The sequence below is a fragment of the Geobacillus sp. DSP4a genome (assembly GCF_013096875.1).
Taxonomy (GTDB): domain Bacteria; phylum Bacillota; class Bacilli; order Bacillales; family Anoxybacillaceae; genus Geobacillus; species Geobacillus thermophilus.
In genome coordinates, this window is the sequence record NZ_SDLD01000007.1 from 23,002 (window position 1) to 35,913 (window position 12,912).

The window sequence follows — 12,912 nt, forward strand, 5'->3', positions numbered from 1 at the left end:
GCATTCGCGCATCAATATTGGGGAGAAATCGCTGTTTTTCACCAGCCTTCTAGGTACTGGCCTAAGCAGCGGGCGTTTTTTCTGCATACAGTGGGACTAAAGCAAGCGGAAGGAGGAAAGCAAGATGAGCCATCTCCAAGCAGCGGATGAACGCATTTGGCGGCCGTGGGGCTTTTGGTTTTGGCGGCCGCGCCCATTTTTCTTCGGCGCTCCGTTTTTTGGCGGCTTTTTAGGCGGTTTGCTCGGGAGCGCATTAGTTCCGCTGTTTTTCTATCCGTGGTGGTATGGCCCCATTTGGTGGTGAGAAACCGGCAAGGGTTGGGCGGACGACCCACCCTCTTTTCTTGTTTGTTGCATATGAATACAGTGTAGCATTCTAGCTTTGGGGAAAGGAGAAGGAACGATGCCATTTCCAGGATTGTTGTTTGGCGCCCCATTTGTCGGCGGCTTCTTGGGCGGACTGCTCGGCGGCGCGTTAGCTCCGCGTCCGTTTTACCCGTATCCGCCGTATCCGCCGTATCCGCCGTATCCAGGCTGGTGGTATTGATCGTCTATTCATGAAAGAATAAGCATCCCTGTGGAACAAGAAGGGGTGCTTATTCAATGATCTCGGTGTCGCGGATGCGGACGTCGGCTGTTTGCAGCATGTTCCACACGGATTCGGATGGCGCTGCCATCCCTTTCTCCCCTTTCTGCACCCGGTCTTCTTAACGGATTGAGAAAGAGGATGTCCTTTTGCTGTTCGGACATCCTCTCGCTTTGTTATTGCATGACATTCCCTTGATAAGGGAGCTGATTCGTATACCCTTGGAACTGCTGGTACATTTGCTGAAGCTTTTGCGGATCGGCGGCTTCAAGTTTGTACCAGCCTTTTTTGAACATCAAGTTATACAGTTCGCGCTGGCAGTTTTGTGTTTCTGTGAAAATGTTCATCATTTCTTGATATAACGGTTGGTTGCTCGCCTCATGCAAGTACACGCTGTATGCCGACGTCATGTATTTTTCTGTTGTCAACATGTCGTTCAAAAAATCGCGTTCGTTCATTTGCGGCGTTTTCGGCACTTGCGTCTCTGGATTTTGCACTTGTTTTTGGTTCATCGGGCGTCCCTCCTTTCACATCACCGGCGGCTGCGGCGGGTTTTGCAAATGACGCAAAATCATGTTGTAATGGCGCTGATGCATTTGCCCGGCGCGCTCGATCGCCTGCACCACCTCGGGGTCCCGGCATTGCGCGGCGAAAAAGTGCGCCTTTTTCGCCGCGAGCAAGTTCCACGACATCATATCGGAAAAATACATGGCGTCTTTTGATGACACCATTTGCGGCGGCTCGGGCATCGCGGTCTGCGGGTTCATTTGCGGTTGTTGCTGCATCGCGTTTCGCTCCTTTCATGGTTTGTTCGCTTGTAGATTGTGCAGTGAGTGGGAAATTATTCACATATAAAAGATAAACCGTGCGGAAAAAACATATTCAATCGGGCTGAAACATGGTACAATAAGGATGATGAATGCGTTTCCATACAAGGAGGCTTGCAACAGTGGAACAGCTGATGCGCGACTTTTTTTTGTTCTTGTCCAAAAATAAGACGTTGACCCGGTTGGCGAAGCGATACGGCCTCCGCTTCGGCGCGTCAAGGTTTGTCGCCGGCGAAACGATTGAGGAAGCGGTGCATGTCATCCGCCGGCTGAACGAAAAAGGGCTGGCCGTGACGGTCGACTACTTGGGAGAGTTTGTCGATAACGAGCAAGAAGCGAACGAGATGGCGAACCATTGCCTAGAGGCGATCGACGCGATCAGCCGCGAGAAGCTGAATTCGCAACTGTCGCTGAAAATGACGTCGATGGGGCTTGACATTTCCGATGATCTTGTCATGCGCAACATGCGCCGCATTTTGGATGCGGCGAAAGAGCGCGGCGTGTTCGTGACGATCGACATGGAAGACTATTCACGCTGCCAAAAGACGCTCGACATTTTTAAAACGTTGAAAAAAGAGTACGATAACGTCGGAACGGTCCTGCAGGCGTATTTGTACCGGACGGAGCAAGACATTGAAGATCTGAAGCCGTACCGCCCGAACTTGCGGCTCGTCAAAGGGGCGTACAAAGAGCCGCCGGAAGTGGCGTTTCCGGACAAAAAAGATGTGGACGAAAACTTTAAAAAGATCATCAAGCAGCATATGCTAAACGGCAACTACACGGCGGTGGCGACGCATGACGACGCCATCATTGAATATACGAAGCAGCTCGTCAAGGAATACAATATCCCGAACAGCCAGTTTGAATTTCAAATGTTGTACGGCATTCGTCCGGAGCGCCAGGTCGAGCTGGCGCGCGAAGGGTATACGATGCGCGTGTACGTGCCGTACGGCACCGATTGGTACGGCTATTTTATGCGCCGGCTCGCCGAGCGCCCGGCCAACGTGGCGTTCGTCGTCAAAGGCATGTTCCGTAAGTGACGCCCATCGCCCGGCAGCGCGAAAGTCAAGCAGGCAAAAAGGGGACGGACGCCCTTAGGCGTTCAGTCCCCTTGCATGTTGTGCTTTTTGTACTGCTGATTTTGGCTCGTCCGCTTGCCGCCGCCGTCGGCTTCGACCGTCGGGCCGGCGTTTCCTTTCACGCTCGCCGCGCTGACGCCGCGTTCAGACGGATTTTTTTTCAGCCGGGCCATCGTCTTCACCTCCTGGTTGTTAGTATGGATTGAAAGAACGGCGGCGATGTGAAAAAAATGTGCGCAAATATATTGCGAAAATTACCAACATACTATATATTGAATATAGAGAACGTTTTCACGGCTATTTTTTTCGCCGAAAAATGAATGATGATTCATTCAATGGTGTGAGGGGGAACCGAAATGGCAAAACGCATTCGGCGCGCTGCGGTGCTTGGGTCCGGCGTCATGGGTTCGGGCATTGCCGCCCATTTGGCGAACGTCGGCATTCCGACGCTGCTGTTGGATATCGTGCCGCGGGAATTGACGAAAGAGGAAGAAGCAAAAGGTTGGACGCTCGAGCATAAACAAGTGCGCAACCGCCTCGCCAATCAGGCGCTGGAGCGGATGAAAAAGCAAAAGCCGGCGCCGCTGATGGCTCAAGACAATCTGGCGCTCATTGAAACCGGCAACTTTGAAGACGATTTCCATCGGCTGGCGGATGTTGATTGGATCATTGAAGTCGTCGTCGAAAACTTGGATGTCAAACGAAGCGTTTTCGCCCGCGTTGACGAGGTGCGGACGCCGGGGACGATCGTCAGCTCGAACACATCCGGCATCTCGATCGCCGCGATGGCGGAGGGGCGTTCGGATGATTTCAAAAAACACTTTTTAGGCACGCATTTCTTCAATCCGCCGCGCTATTTGAAGCTGCTTGAAATCATCCCGACGGAGCATACCGATCCGGATGTGGTCGCCTATATGAAAACGTTCGCCGAAGACGTGCTCGGCAAAGGCGTCGTGATGGCGAAAGATACGCCGAACTTCATCGCCAACCGGATCGGCACGTATGGCTTGCTTGTCACTGTCCGCGAGATGATGCAAGGGGGCTACAGCGTCGGCGAGGTTGATTCGGTGACGGGGCCGCTCATCGGCCGGCCGAAAAGCGCGACGTTCCGCACGCTTGACGTCGTCGGACTCGATACGTTCGTGCATGTCGCCAACAATGTGTATGAAAACGTCGAAGGGGAAGAAAAAGAGGCGTTCCGCGTGCCGGAGTTTATGAACACGATGCTTGAAAACGGCTGGCTCGGCAGCAAATCTGGACAAGGGTTTTTCCTCAAGCAAGGAAAAGACATTCTCGAGCTGAACTACGTCACGATGCAATACGAGCCGCGCAAAAAGCTCGTCACCCCGGCGGTGGAAATGGCGAAGCAGGCGAAAGGAACGGCCGCCAAGTTGCAAACGCTCGTCTATGCGGACGGCGACCGCGCGGGAACGCTCCTTTGGAACATCATCGCACCGACGTTGCTGTACACCGCCCGCCTTGTCGGGGAGATCGCTGACGACATCGTGGCGATCGACCGGGCGATGAAGTGGGGGTTCGGCTGGGAGCAAGGCCCGTTTGAACTGTGGGATGCGATCGGCCTCGAGAAGTCGGTGCGGAAAATGCAGGCGGAAGGGCGTGACATCCCGTCGTGGATCACGGACATGCTCGCCGACGGAGCCACATCGTTCTATAAAACGGAAAACGGCCGGCTGTTCTATTATGCGCCGGGCGGGTATAAACCAGTAGAAGAAAGCGAAAAAGTCATCCACATCCGCCGGCTGAAGGAACAGCGGGGCGTCATCAAGAAAAATGCGGGTGCAAGCCTCATCGACCTCGGCGATGACGTGGCGCTTCTGGAGTTCCATTCGCCGAACAACGCGATTGGCGCCGATATTGTCCAAATGATCAACGAGGCGCTTGAGGAAGTGAACCGCAATTACAAAGGGCTCGTCATCGGCAACCAAGGGAAAAACTTCTGCGTCGGCGCCAACTTGGCGATGATGCTGATGGAAGCGCAAGATGAAAACTTCTTTGAATTGGAGCTTGCCGTCCGCCAGTTCCAGCAAGCGCTTCTCAAAATGAAATACAACCCGAAGCCGGTCGTCGTCGCGCCGTTTGCCATGACGTTAGGCGGCGGGGCGGAAGTGAGCTTGGCGGCTTCACGCATCCAAGCGGCGGCCGAGACGTACATCGGGCTCGTCGAAGTCGGCGTCGGCTTGATTCCGGGCGGCGGCGGCAACAAGGAGCTGTACATCAAACGGTTGAACAGCCTGCCGCGCGGCGTGGACGTCGACTACGTCAAAATCGCGGCCAGCGTATTTGAAACGATCGCCATGGCGAAAGTGTCGACGTCAGCGGCGGAAGCGCGCGAGCTTGGCTTCTTGAATCACCGCGACGGCATCACGATGAACGGCGACCATCTGCTGTATGAAGCGAAACAGGCGGTGCTCTCGATGTATGAGGAAGGGTACCAGCCTCCTGTAAGGAAGAAAGTGCCGGTGGCCGGCGAAAGCGGCTATGCCGCCATGCTGCTTGGGGCGCAGTCGATGTTCCATTCCGGCTACATCAGCGAGCACGATTTGAAAATCGCGAAAAAATTGGCGTATGTTCTAGCCGGCGGCAAAGTGCCGTACGGAACGGAAGTCGACGAGCAATATTTGCTCGATCTCGAGCGCGAGGCGTTTTTGAGCCTCATCGGCGAGCCGAAGACGCAAGCGCGCATGCAGCATATGTTGGTGAAAGGAAAACCGCTCCGCAACTAAAGCGGAGGAGATCAAGGGGGGATTGGCGTGAGAGAAGCGGTCATTGTCGCAGGTGCGCGCACACCGGTCGGCAAAGCGAAAAAAGGAACGCTCGCCCACGTGCGGCCGGATGATTTAGGGGCGCTCGTCGTCAAAGAAACGATCAAGCGCGCGGGGAACTATGAAGGAAACATTGACGACTTGATTATCGGGTGCGCCATGCCCGAGGCGGAGCAAGGACTGAACATCGCCCGCAACATCGGGGCGCTCGCCGGGCTGCCGTACACGGTGCCGGCGATTACGATCAACCGGTATTGTTCGTCCGGCTTGCAGGCGATCGCCTATGCGGCCGAACGGGTCATGCTCGGCCATTCGGATACGGTCATTGCCGGCGGGGTTGAATCAATGAGCATGGTGCCAATGATGGGCCATGTCGTCCGCCCGAACGCCCGCCTGGCCGAAGAGGCGCCGGAATATTACATGTCGATGGGGCACACGGCCGAGCAAGTGGCGAAAAAATACGGCGTGAGCCGCGAAGATCAAGACGCGTTCGCGGTGCGCAGCCACCAGCGCGCCGCGAAGGCGATTGCCGAAGGGAAATTCAATGAAGAAATCGTGCCGGTCGAGGTGACGGTGCGCAAAGTAGAAGGCAACAAACTCGTTGAGGAGAAAGTCGTCTTTACACAAGATGAAGGCGTGCGCCCGGACACGAATATGGAAACGCTCGCGAAACTGCGCCCGGCGTTTGCCGCCAACGGCACGGTCACAGCCGGCAACGCGTCGCAAATGAGCGACGGGGCGGCGGCGGTCATGGTGATGGACCGTGAAAAAGCAGAGTCGCTCGGTTTAAGGCCGCTTGGCAAGTTCCGTTCGTTTGCCGTCGCCGGCGTGCCGCCGGAAGTGATGGGGATCGGCCCGGTCGCGGCGGTGCCGAAAGCGTTGAAGCTCGCCGGCCTTGAGCTGTCCGACATCGGCTTGATCGAGCTGAACGAAGCGTTCGCGTCCCAGTCGATTCAAGTCATTCGCGAGCTCGGGCTTGACGAAGAGATCGTCAATGTCAACGGCGGGGCGATTGCGCTCGGCCACCCGCTCGGCTGCACGGGCGCGAAGCTGACGTTGTCGTTGCTTCATGAAATGCGGCGCCGCAACGTCCAGTTCGGCATTGTGACGATGTGCATCGGCGGCGGCATGGGCGCAGCCGGCGTGTTTGAACTGCTGCCATAAGGAAGCCGGACGAGTTGGCCGTCGGACGGATCGACCACCCTAGGTCAAAGCGGTTCGGCTGCCGGTCCCAAGTCGGCAAGAGGGCCGAAACAAGGAGATGAATGCTGGATTAGAGAACTGACGAAAATCGCGCCCCGGCGCAGCCGCCAGGGCGCCTAGGCCAACACGATCAAAGGTTGCTGGGCGGATGCCGCCCGGATTATCCATCATTTTTCGGGGGAGGAAACGAACGATGGCGAAAACAATGGAAGAAGCGATCAAAGGCGGCAGCTTTTTAATCGAAGACATTCCGGCCGAGCGCGTCTTTACGCCGGAAGATTTCACCGACGAGCATCATATGATTGCCAAAACGACGGAAGAGTATGTTAACAATGAAGTGCTCCCGCAGCTGGAGCATTTGGAAAACCATGAGTTTGACCGTTCCGTGAAACTGCTTCGCAAAGCGGGCGAACTCGGTTTGCTAAGCGCCGACATTCCGGAAGAATACGGCGGGTTGGGTCTGGATAAAGTGAGCTCGGCCATCATCGCAGAACAGATGGCGCCGGCCGGCGGTTTTGCGATTTCGCACGGGGCGCACGTCGGGATTGGCTCGCTGCCGATCGTCTTGTTCGGCACGGAAGAACAAAAGCAAAAATATTTGCCGCAGTTGGCGACTGGCGAAAAAATCGCCGCCTATGCCTTGACGGAGCCGGGATCGGGTTCGGACGCCCTCGGCGCGAAAACGACGGCGAAATTGAATGCAGAAGGAACGCATTACATTTTAAACGGCGAAAAGCAATGGATCACGAACTCCGGTTTCGCCGATGTGTTCGTCGTCTACGCGAAAGTGGACGGCCAGCACTTTACGGCGTTCATCGTTGAGCGCGACTTCCCGGGCGTTTCGACCGGTCCGGAAGAAAAGAAAATGGGGATCAAAAGCTCGTCGACGCGGACGCTCATTTTGCAAGACGTGCCGGTGCCGAAAGAAAACGTCCTTGGTGAAATCGGCAAAGGCCACGTCATCGCCTTCAACATTTTAAACATCGGCCGCTACAAGCTCGGACTGGGCGCGGTCGGCGGCGCGAAACGGGCGCTCGAAATCACGCTCAAATACGCGAACCAACGCCAGCAGTTCAAACGCCCGATTTCGCAGTTTACGCTGACGCAAGAAAAATTTGCGACGATGGCGTCGCGTCTGTATGCGGCGGAAAGCTCGGTGTACCGCACGGTCGGCTTGTTCGATGAACGGATGGGCCTGCTCGATGGGGAAAAAGCGAAAGACGGCAAGGAAGTGGCGAAATCGATTGCCGAATACGCGATCGAGTGCTCGCTGAACAAGTTTTTCGCGACCGAGGTGCTCGATTACATCGTGGATGAAGGCGTGCAAATCCACGGCGGGTACGGCTTTATGCAGGAATACGAAATTGAGCGCGCCTACCGCGATTCGCGCATCAACCGCATTTTTGAAGGGACGAATGAAATCAACCGCCTGCTCGTGCCGGGCATGTATTTGAAAAAAGCGCTAAAAGGCGAGCTGCCGCTCTTCCAAAAAGCGCAGCAGCTGCAAGAAGAGCTGATGATGATGACGGCCGAAGAACCGGGAACAGGCGCGCTCGAACAAGAGAAATATTTGGTGCGCAACGCGAAAAAAATCGCCTTGATGGTCGCCGGGCTAGCGGCGCAAAAATTCGGTCCGAAAATTGAGGAAGAGCAAGAAGTGCTCGTGAACATCGCCGATATTGTCGCCAACATCTACGCCATGGAATCGGCGCTTCTCCGCACCGAAAAAGCGATTAATGCGGGCGGGGAAGAGAAACACAAACAAAAATTGCTCTATACGCAAATTTTCTGCCAAGAGGCGTTCAATGAAATTGAGGCGCATGCGAAAGAAACGCTTGTCGCCGTCGAACAAGGCGACACGCTGCGGATGATGCTCGCCGCTCTCCGCCGGTTGACGCGCCATACGCCGATCAATGTGATCGCGAAAAAACGCGAGGCGGCTGCCGCCCTCATTGAAGCGGAACGGTATATTGTGTGATAATGGGAAGTGCCAGGCGTTTGCCTGGTGCTTCTTTTTCCATGAATTCCAAGCCGTCGAATGAAAGGGAGGAATGCGGATGGCGCTGACGCTCTATTGGTATCCAAAATGCGGAACGTGCCGGAAGGCGAAGCGTTGGCTCGATGAACACGGCATTGAGGTGCAAACGGTGCATTTGGTCGACGAGCCGCTGACGAAAGAACAGCTCGCCGACTTGCATCGAAAAAGCGGGCTGCCGCTCAAAAAATTTTTCAATACAAGCGGCATGAAATACCGCGAACTCGGATTGAAAGACAAGCTCGATGGCGCCTCGGAAGACGAGATGCTCACGTGGCTCGCCTCGGACGGCATGCTCGTCAAGCGGCCGATTTTAACGGACGGCGAGCGGGTCGTGGTCGGATTCCGCGAACAAGACTACGAATCGTGTTTTGCCGGGCGCGTTTCGACGGAAACATAAAAAATTTGGCCGAAATGAAATGAATTCAGTGAGTTTTGGCGAAAAATCGGTTATGATGAAAAAGAACACAACTTGCCGCACTGGAGGGATTTAATGAACACGCCGAAAGAACTCCGTTATTCGAAAGAGCATGAGTGGGTGCGCGTCGAAGGGGACAAAGTGCGCATCGGCATCACCGATTTCGCCCAATCGGAGCTGGGCGACATCGTGTTTGTCGAGCTGCCGGAAGTCGGCGCGGAACTGACAGCGAACGAGCCGTTCGGCAGCGTTGAGTCGGTGAAAACCGTCTCGGAATTGTATGCGCCGATCAGCGGCACGGTCGTCGAAGTGAACGAAGCGTTGAACGACAATCCGGAATATGTGAACGAATCACCGTATGAAAAAGCATGGATGATCGTTATTGAGCCGAAAGACTTAAGCGAAGTGGACAACTTGTTGACGGCCGAACAATACGAGGCGATGATCAACGAAGGATAAACGTTCCTGCAAAGTTCGCTTCGAACCGGGCCCCCTATACATACCGGAATGTGATGAAAAAGGGGTGCTCGTGATGGTGCTGCAAACGAAGCAACTGGATGTCACGGACCGGGTCACCGGCAAATGGAACGGCCGCACGATCGAACTGTACGAGGGAGGCGAGCTCATCGGCCGCCTTCCGCTTCCTGCGGCTGTAGCGTGGAAAAACGGATAAAGCGAACAAATGGAAAAATTTGAAAATGGGTCACCGCTACCGTTGAACCGGATCAAAAATATGTCGACTGCGACGGGGAGGCGGGCTGGTGTTAGGAGGCAACGGCGGATGGCCGTTGCTTTTCTGTTGCCATACAATATTGTATCCTCATTCACGTTAGGTGGGTCGGACATGCGACAGGTGGAAAAAGTGATTATTGTGGAAGGGCGGTCAGATAAGGAAAAAGTGGCGGCCGTGCTGAACGAGCCGGTTGTCATCATTTGCACGAACGGCACGATCAGCGATGCGCGCCTTGAGGAGCTGGCCGATGAACTCGAAGGGCGGGATGTGTACGTGCTCGCCGATGCCGACGAGGCGGGGGAAAAATTGCGCCGGCAGTTCCGCCGGGTGTTTCCGGAAGCAGGGCATATTTACATTGACCGGGCGTATCGCGAAGTGGCCGCCGCCCCGATCTGGCATTTGGCGCATGTGTTGCTGCGCGCCCATTTTGACGTCCGTATCGAATCGTTCATGAGAGGAAGAGGCGAGTGAACACAATCGGTCGAAACGATATTAAGCGAATGGTGGAAGGGGAGCCGCTTCTCGCTCTTTCGTTGTATACCCCGCTGTGCGGCACGTGCCAGTTGGCGAGGCGCATGCTTGTTGTCCTAGAACAATTGTTTCCGGACATACCGTTTTGCGAAACGGACATCAACTACATCCCCGAGCAGGCGGCGGCGTGGAAAATTGAAAGCGTTCCGTGCTTGCTTCTTTTCGTCGGCGGAGAGATCATCGGCAAATGGTATGCGTTCCATTCGGTCCCTTATTTGTACGAAGCAATCCGCGCCCGTTTGCCGCGTTGACGATCCGCTATTTTTTGACGCCGTTTGACACATTTCTTGGGAAATGACAAAAACGGCGTTGGTTCGCCACGGCGGCTGTCGAGATTTTTGTAAAGGATTCTCCCCCTTCGGCATGGAAATAAAAGGACAAAGGAGATGGGGGGGAGGATGCTCAATGGAAATGCGCGAGTTGGTAGGGCAGTTTATGGAACGGATGCAAACGTTGCGCCATTTGTTGCCGATTTTGCCGGATGAGCAGCTGTATGTCCGCTTTGAAAGCGAGGAAGAGACCGCCATGGTGGCGCTCGGCAAGGAGCTTACCGCCGGAAGGGAACCTGATGAACGGAACGTCTTGACGGTGCGCGGCTCCAAAAAAGCGCTTTGCTCGCTTTTAGGCGGCGAGCTGAAGCTGCAGCAGCTCGTCCGGCTGCGCGAAGTGCATGTATCGGGAAGCTTTCGTCATCTGTTGCTGCTTGAGTCGCTCCTCCATTTGGCTAAGCCGTATCGGCATGTTGGGTGGAATTTTTATTGACAATGTTCGACACAAGGTGATACAATCACAACTGTAGTCAATCGAATAGGCGATTGTTGCGCTCTTATCAAGAGAGGTGGAGGGATGTGCCCAATGAAGCCCGGCAACCGTCAGCGCGTGCGCTGAAAAGGTGCCAATTCACACAAAGCGGCCTGCTTTGAGAGATAAGAGACGGAATGGTGCACAATACCTTTCTGTTCTCTGCGGGCAGAAAGGTTTTCTTTTTGCGCTCCGCCGCCTTGGGGAGGAAGGAAGGTGAAACGATGATTACACTCGAACATGTGACAAAAATCTATCAAGCGGCTAACGGCTCGGTCACGGCCGTCGACAATGTGTCGCTTGAGATTCGCGAAGGGGAAATTTTCGGCATTATCGGCTACAGCGGCGCGGGGAAAAGTACGCTCATCCGCTTGCTCAATGGGCTCGAGAAGCCGACGGGCGGCAAGGTGATCGTCGCCGGCCGCGACATGGGGCGCATCAAAGGGCGGGAGCTGCGCAAGGCGCGTCAAGAGATCGGGATGATTTTCCAACATTTCAACTTGCTTTGGTCGCGCACAGTGCGGGAAAACATTGCGTTTCCGCTCGAGATTGCGGGTGTTCCGAAAGCGGAGCGGCAAAAACGGGTCGATGAATTGATCGAGCTCGTCGGGCTCACGGGGCGGGAAGAGGCGTATCCGTCGCAGTTGAGCGGCGGGCAAAAGCAGCGTGTCGGCATTGCCCGGGCGCTCGCCAACAACCCGAAAGTGCTGCTTTGCGACGAGGCGACATCGGCGCTCGACCCGCAGACGACCGATGCGATTTTGGACCTGCTTGTCGACATCAACAAGCGGCTCGGGCTGACGATCGTGCTCATCACCCATGAGATGCACGTCATCCGCAAAATTTGCGACCGCGTCGCCGTGATGGAAAACGGCAAAATCGTTGAGCAAGGCGACGTGCTGCACGTGTTCCGCAACCCGCAGCAGCCGATCACGAAGCGGTTCGTCAAGCAGCTCGTCGAGCCGGAAGAGACGGAAGAGGCGATTTCCCATTTGTTTGGCCAATATCCGAGCGGGCTGATCGCGCAGCTGACGTTTGTCGGCGCGGCGGCCGGCCAGCCGCTCATCAGCCAGGTCGTGCGGCAATTTGCCGTCGATATGAATATTTTGCAAGGGAAAATTTCGCAAACCCATCAAGGCGCTTATGGGGTGCTGTTTGTGCACATCGATGGGGCGGCGGATGAAATTGCCCGGGCGCTTGACTACATTCAAAGCCAGCAGGTGGCGGTGGAGGTGATTCACGATGCTCGCTAACCTCCTGCCGAACGTCCAATGGGAGACAATGTGGGCGGCGACGGTCGAGACGCTGTATATGACGGGAGTGGCGGTGGCGGCCACTTTCGTCCTCGGAATCGTTCTTGGCTTGCTTCTATTTTTGACAGCGAAGGGCAACCTATGGGAAAACCGGTTTGTCAATACAGTGATTGCGGCGTTTGTGAACATTTTCCGCTCGATTCCGTTTATTATTTTGATCATTTTGCTCATTCCGTTTACCACCTGGCTTGTTGGGACGATGCTTGGCGCCAATGCGGCGCTGCCGGCTTTGGTCATTGGGGCCGCGCCGTTTTACGCCCGCATGGTGGAGATTGCCCTTCGCGAAATCGACAAAGGCGTCATCGAAGCAGCCCAAGCGATGGGCGCCTCAACGTGGACGATCATTTGGAAAGTGCTGCTGCCGGAATCGTTGCCGGCGCTCGTCTCCGGCATTACGGTGACGGCCGTGTCGCTCGTCAGCTATACGGCGATGGCTGGAGCCATCGGCGCCGGCGGGCTTGGGAACTTGGCGTATTTGGAAGGATTCCAGCGCAGCCATAACGATGTGACGTTTGTCGCGACCGTGTTGGTGCTCGTCATTGTCTTTGTCATTCAGTTGATCGGTGACGTTGTCACTTCCAAAATTGATAAACGATAAGGAGG

General features: G+C 55.3%; 17 protein-coding genes and 1 riboswitch. Of the genes, 14 read left to right on the forward strand and 3 right to left on the reverse strand.

The window, feature by feature from the left end:
- Positions 1-124: 124 nt before the first annotated feature.
- Together ETC02_RS03940 and ETC02_RS03945 are read left to right on the forward strand one after the other, a co-directional pair.
- Positions 125-304 carry a hypothetical protein gene (locus ETC02_RS03940; RefSeq protein ID WP_050367773.1) on the forward strand — a complete coding sequence of 60 codons (180 nt, stop codon included), beginning with the start codon at positions 125-127 and terminating at the stop codon, positions 302-304.
- Between the two features lie 99 nt (positions 305-403).
- Positions 404-547, forward strand: a complete 144-nt coding sequence (locus tag ETC02_RS03945) for a hypothetical protein (protein ID WP_167332995.1) — start codon at positions 404-406, stop codon at positions 545-547.
- Between the two features lie 215 nt (positions 548-762).
- On the opposite strand, the gene ETC02_RS03950 is transcribed toward ETC02_RS03945, so the two are convergent.
- Both ETC02_RS03950 and ETC02_RS03955 read right to left on the reverse strand, forming a co-directional pair.
- Positions 763-1,098, reverse strand: a complete 336-nt coding sequence (locus tag ETC02_RS03950; RefSeq protein ID WP_033010359.1) for a spore coat protein — start codon at positions 1,096-1,098, stop codon at positions 763-765.
- Positions 1,099-1,113: 15 nt separating this feature from the next.
- A complete protein-coding gene (locus tag ETC02_RS03955) occupies positions 1,114-1,371 on the reverse strand; it encodes a hypothetical protein (protein ID WP_033010361.1) in 258 nt (85 codons plus the stop codon).
- Positions 1,372-1,535: 164 nt separating this feature from the next.
- On the opposite strand from ETC02_RS03955, the gene ETC02_RS03960 reads away from it, so the two are divergent.
- Entirely contained in the window at positions 1,536-2,453 is a 918-nt protein-coding gene (locus tag ETC02_RS03960) for a proline dehydrogenase family protein (protein ID WP_033010362.1), read from the forward strand.
- Between the two features lie 62 nt (positions 2,454-2,515).
- Here ETC02_RS03960 and ETC02_RS03965 read toward each other — a convergent pair whose 3' ends face one another.
- Positions 2,516-2,665 carry a YuzL family protein gene (locus ETC02_RS03965; protein WP_011232479.1) on the reverse strand — a complete coding sequence of 50 codons (150 nt, stop codon included), beginning with the start codon at positions 2,663-2,665 and terminating at the stop codon, positions 2,516-2,518.
- 183 nt (positions 2,666-2,848) lie between these two features.
- Between ETC02_RS03965 and ETC02_RS03970 the strand changes: the two genes are divergently transcribed.
- The 11 genes from ETC02_RS03970 (at position 2,849) to ETC02_RS04020 (ending at position 12,907) form a co-directional block, all read left to right on the forward strand.
- Complete coding sequence (locus ETC02_RS03970; RefSeq protein ID WP_171698073.1) at positions 2,849-5,236, forward strand: 3-hydroxyacyl-CoA dehydrogenase/enoyl-CoA hydratase family protein; 2,388 nt, start codon at positions 2,849-2,851, stop codon at positions 5,234-5,236.
- 27 nt (positions 5,237-5,263) lie between these two features.
- Positions 5,264-6,439, forward strand: a complete 1,176-nt coding sequence (locus tag ETC02_RS03975; RefSeq protein WP_171698074.1) for an acetyl-CoA C-acetyltransferase — start codon at positions 5,264-5,266, stop codon at positions 6,437-6,439.
- A 232-nt stretch (positions 6,440-6,671) separates the two neighbouring features.
- On the forward strand, positions 6,672-8,456 hold the full coding sequence (locus tag ETC02_RS03980; RefSeq protein ID WP_033010365.1) for an acyl-CoA dehydrogenase family protein: 1,785 nt from the start codon (positions 6,672-6,674) through the stop codon (positions 8,454-8,456).
- Positions 8,457-8,535: 79 nt separating this feature from the next.
- The gene (locus tag ETC02_RS03985) at positions 8,536-8,913 is read left to right on the forward strand and encodes an arsenate reductase family protein (protein WP_033010367.1); all 378 of its coding nucleotides are present in this window, start codon (positions 8,536-8,538) and stop codon (positions 8,911-8,913) included.
- A 93-nt stretch (positions 8,914-9,006) separates the two neighbouring features.
- Complete coding sequence (gene gcvH / locus ETC02_RS03990; RefSeq protein ID WP_033016348.1) at positions 9,007-9,390, forward strand: glycine cleavage system protein GcvH; 384 nt, start codon at positions 9,007-9,009, stop codon at positions 9,388-9,390.
- A gap of 73 nt (positions 9,391-9,463) precedes the next feature.
- Positions 9,464-9,604, forward strand: a complete 141-nt coding sequence (locus tag ETC02_RS17630; protein ID WP_233205007.1) for a DUF2553 family protein — start codon at positions 9,464-9,466, stop codon at positions 9,602-9,604.
- A 171-nt stretch (positions 9,605-9,775) separates the two neighbouring features.
- Complete coding sequence (locus ETC02_RS04000) at positions 9,776-10,135, forward strand: ribonuclease M5 (RefSeq protein WP_033010412.1); 360 nt, start codon at positions 9,776-9,778, stop codon at positions 10,133-10,135.
- Positions 10,132-10,446, forward strand: a complete 315-nt coding sequence (locus ETC02_RS04005; protein ID WP_171698075.1) for a thioredoxin family protein — start codon at positions 10,132-10,134, stop codon at positions 10,444-10,446. Before ETC02_RS04000 ends, ETC02_RS04005 begins: the two co-directional genes overlap by 4 nt.
- Positions 10,447-10,600: 154 nt before the next feature.
- A complete protein-coding gene (locus ETC02_RS04010; protein WP_171698076.1) occupies positions 10,601-10,957 on the forward strand; it encodes a sterol-binding protein in 357 nt (118 codons plus the stop codon).
- A gap of 61 nt (positions 10,958-11,018) precedes the next feature.
- Positions 11,019-11,128, forward strand: a riboswitch (SAM riboswitch).
- A gap of 92 nt (positions 11,129-11,220) precedes the next feature.
- On the forward strand, positions 11,221-12,249 hold the full coding sequence (locus tag ETC02_RS04015; protein ID WP_063329821.1) for a methionine ABC transporter ATP-binding protein: 1,029 nt from the start codon (positions 11,221-11,223) through the stop codon (positions 12,247-12,249).
- Positions 12,239-12,907 (forward strand): methionine ABC transporter permease, encoded by a 669-nt coding sequence (locus tag ETC02_RS04020; RefSeq protein WP_020961126.1) that lies wholly within the window; start codon positions 12,239-12,241, stop codon positions 12,905-12,907. Before ETC02_RS04015 ends, ETC02_RS04020 begins: the two co-directional genes overlap by 11 nt.
- Positions 12,908-12,912: the final 5 nt, after the last annotated feature.

Excerpts from the sequence above, each read along its gene's own strand:
- ETC02_RS03940 (WP_050367773.1), top strand. The coding sequence starts at position 125 with ATGAGCCATCTCCAAGCAGCGGATGAACGCATTTGGCGGCCGTGGGGC.
- ETC02_RS03945 (WP_167332995.1), top strand. The coding sequence starts at position 404 with ATGCCATTTCCAGGATTGTTGTTTGGCGCCCCATTTGTCGGCGGCTTC.
- ETC02_RS03950 (WP_033010359.1), bottom strand. The coding sequence starts at position 1,098 with ATGAACCAAAAACAAGTGCAAAATCCAGAGACGCAAGTGCCGAAAACG.
- ETC02_RS03955 (WP_033010361.1), bottom strand. The coding sequence starts at position 1,371 with ATGCAGCAACAACCGCAAATGAACCCGCAGACCGCGATGCCCGAGCCG.
- ETC02_RS03965 (WP_011232479.1), bottom strand. The coding sequence starts at position 2,665 with ATGGCCCGGCTGAAAAAAAATCCGTCTGAACGCGGCGTCAGCGCGGCG.
- ETC02_RS03970 (WP_171698073.1), top strand. The coding sequence starts at position 2,849 with ATGGCAAAACGCATTCGGCGCGCTGCGGTGCTTGGGTCCGGCGTCATG.
- ETC02_RS03980 (WP_033010365.1), top strand. The coding sequence starts at position 6,672 with ATGGCGAAAACAATGGAAGAAGCGATCAAAGGCGGCAGCTTTTTAATC.
- ETC02_RS03985 (WP_033010367.1), top strand. The coding sequence starts at position 8,536 with ATGGCGCTGACGCTCTATTGGTATCCAAAATGCGGAACGTGCCGGAAG.
- gcvH (WP_033016348.1), top strand. The coding sequence starts at position 9,007 with ATGAACACGCCGAAAGAACTCCGTTATTCGAAAGAGCATGAGTGGGTG.
- ETC02_RS17630 (WP_233205007.1), top strand. The coding sequence starts at position 9,464 with ATGGTGCTGCAAACGAAGCAACTGGATGTCACGGACCGGGTCACCGGC.
- ETC02_RS04000 (WP_033010412.1), top strand. The coding sequence starts at position 9,776 with ATGCGACAGGTGGAAAAAGTGATTATTGTGGAAGGGCGGTCAGATAAG.
- ETC02_RS04010 (WP_171698076.1), top strand. The coding sequence starts at position 10,601 with ATGGAAATGCGCGAGTTGGTAGGGCAGTTTATGGAACGGATGCAAACG.
- ETC02_RS04015 (WP_063329821.1), top strand. The coding sequence starts at position 11,221 with ATGATTACACTCGAACATGTGACAAAAATCTATCAAGCGGCTAACGGC.
- ETC02_RS04020 (WP_020961126.1), top strand. The coding sequence starts at position 12,239 with ATGCTCGCTAACCTCCTGCCGAACGTCCAATGGGAGACAATGTGGGCG.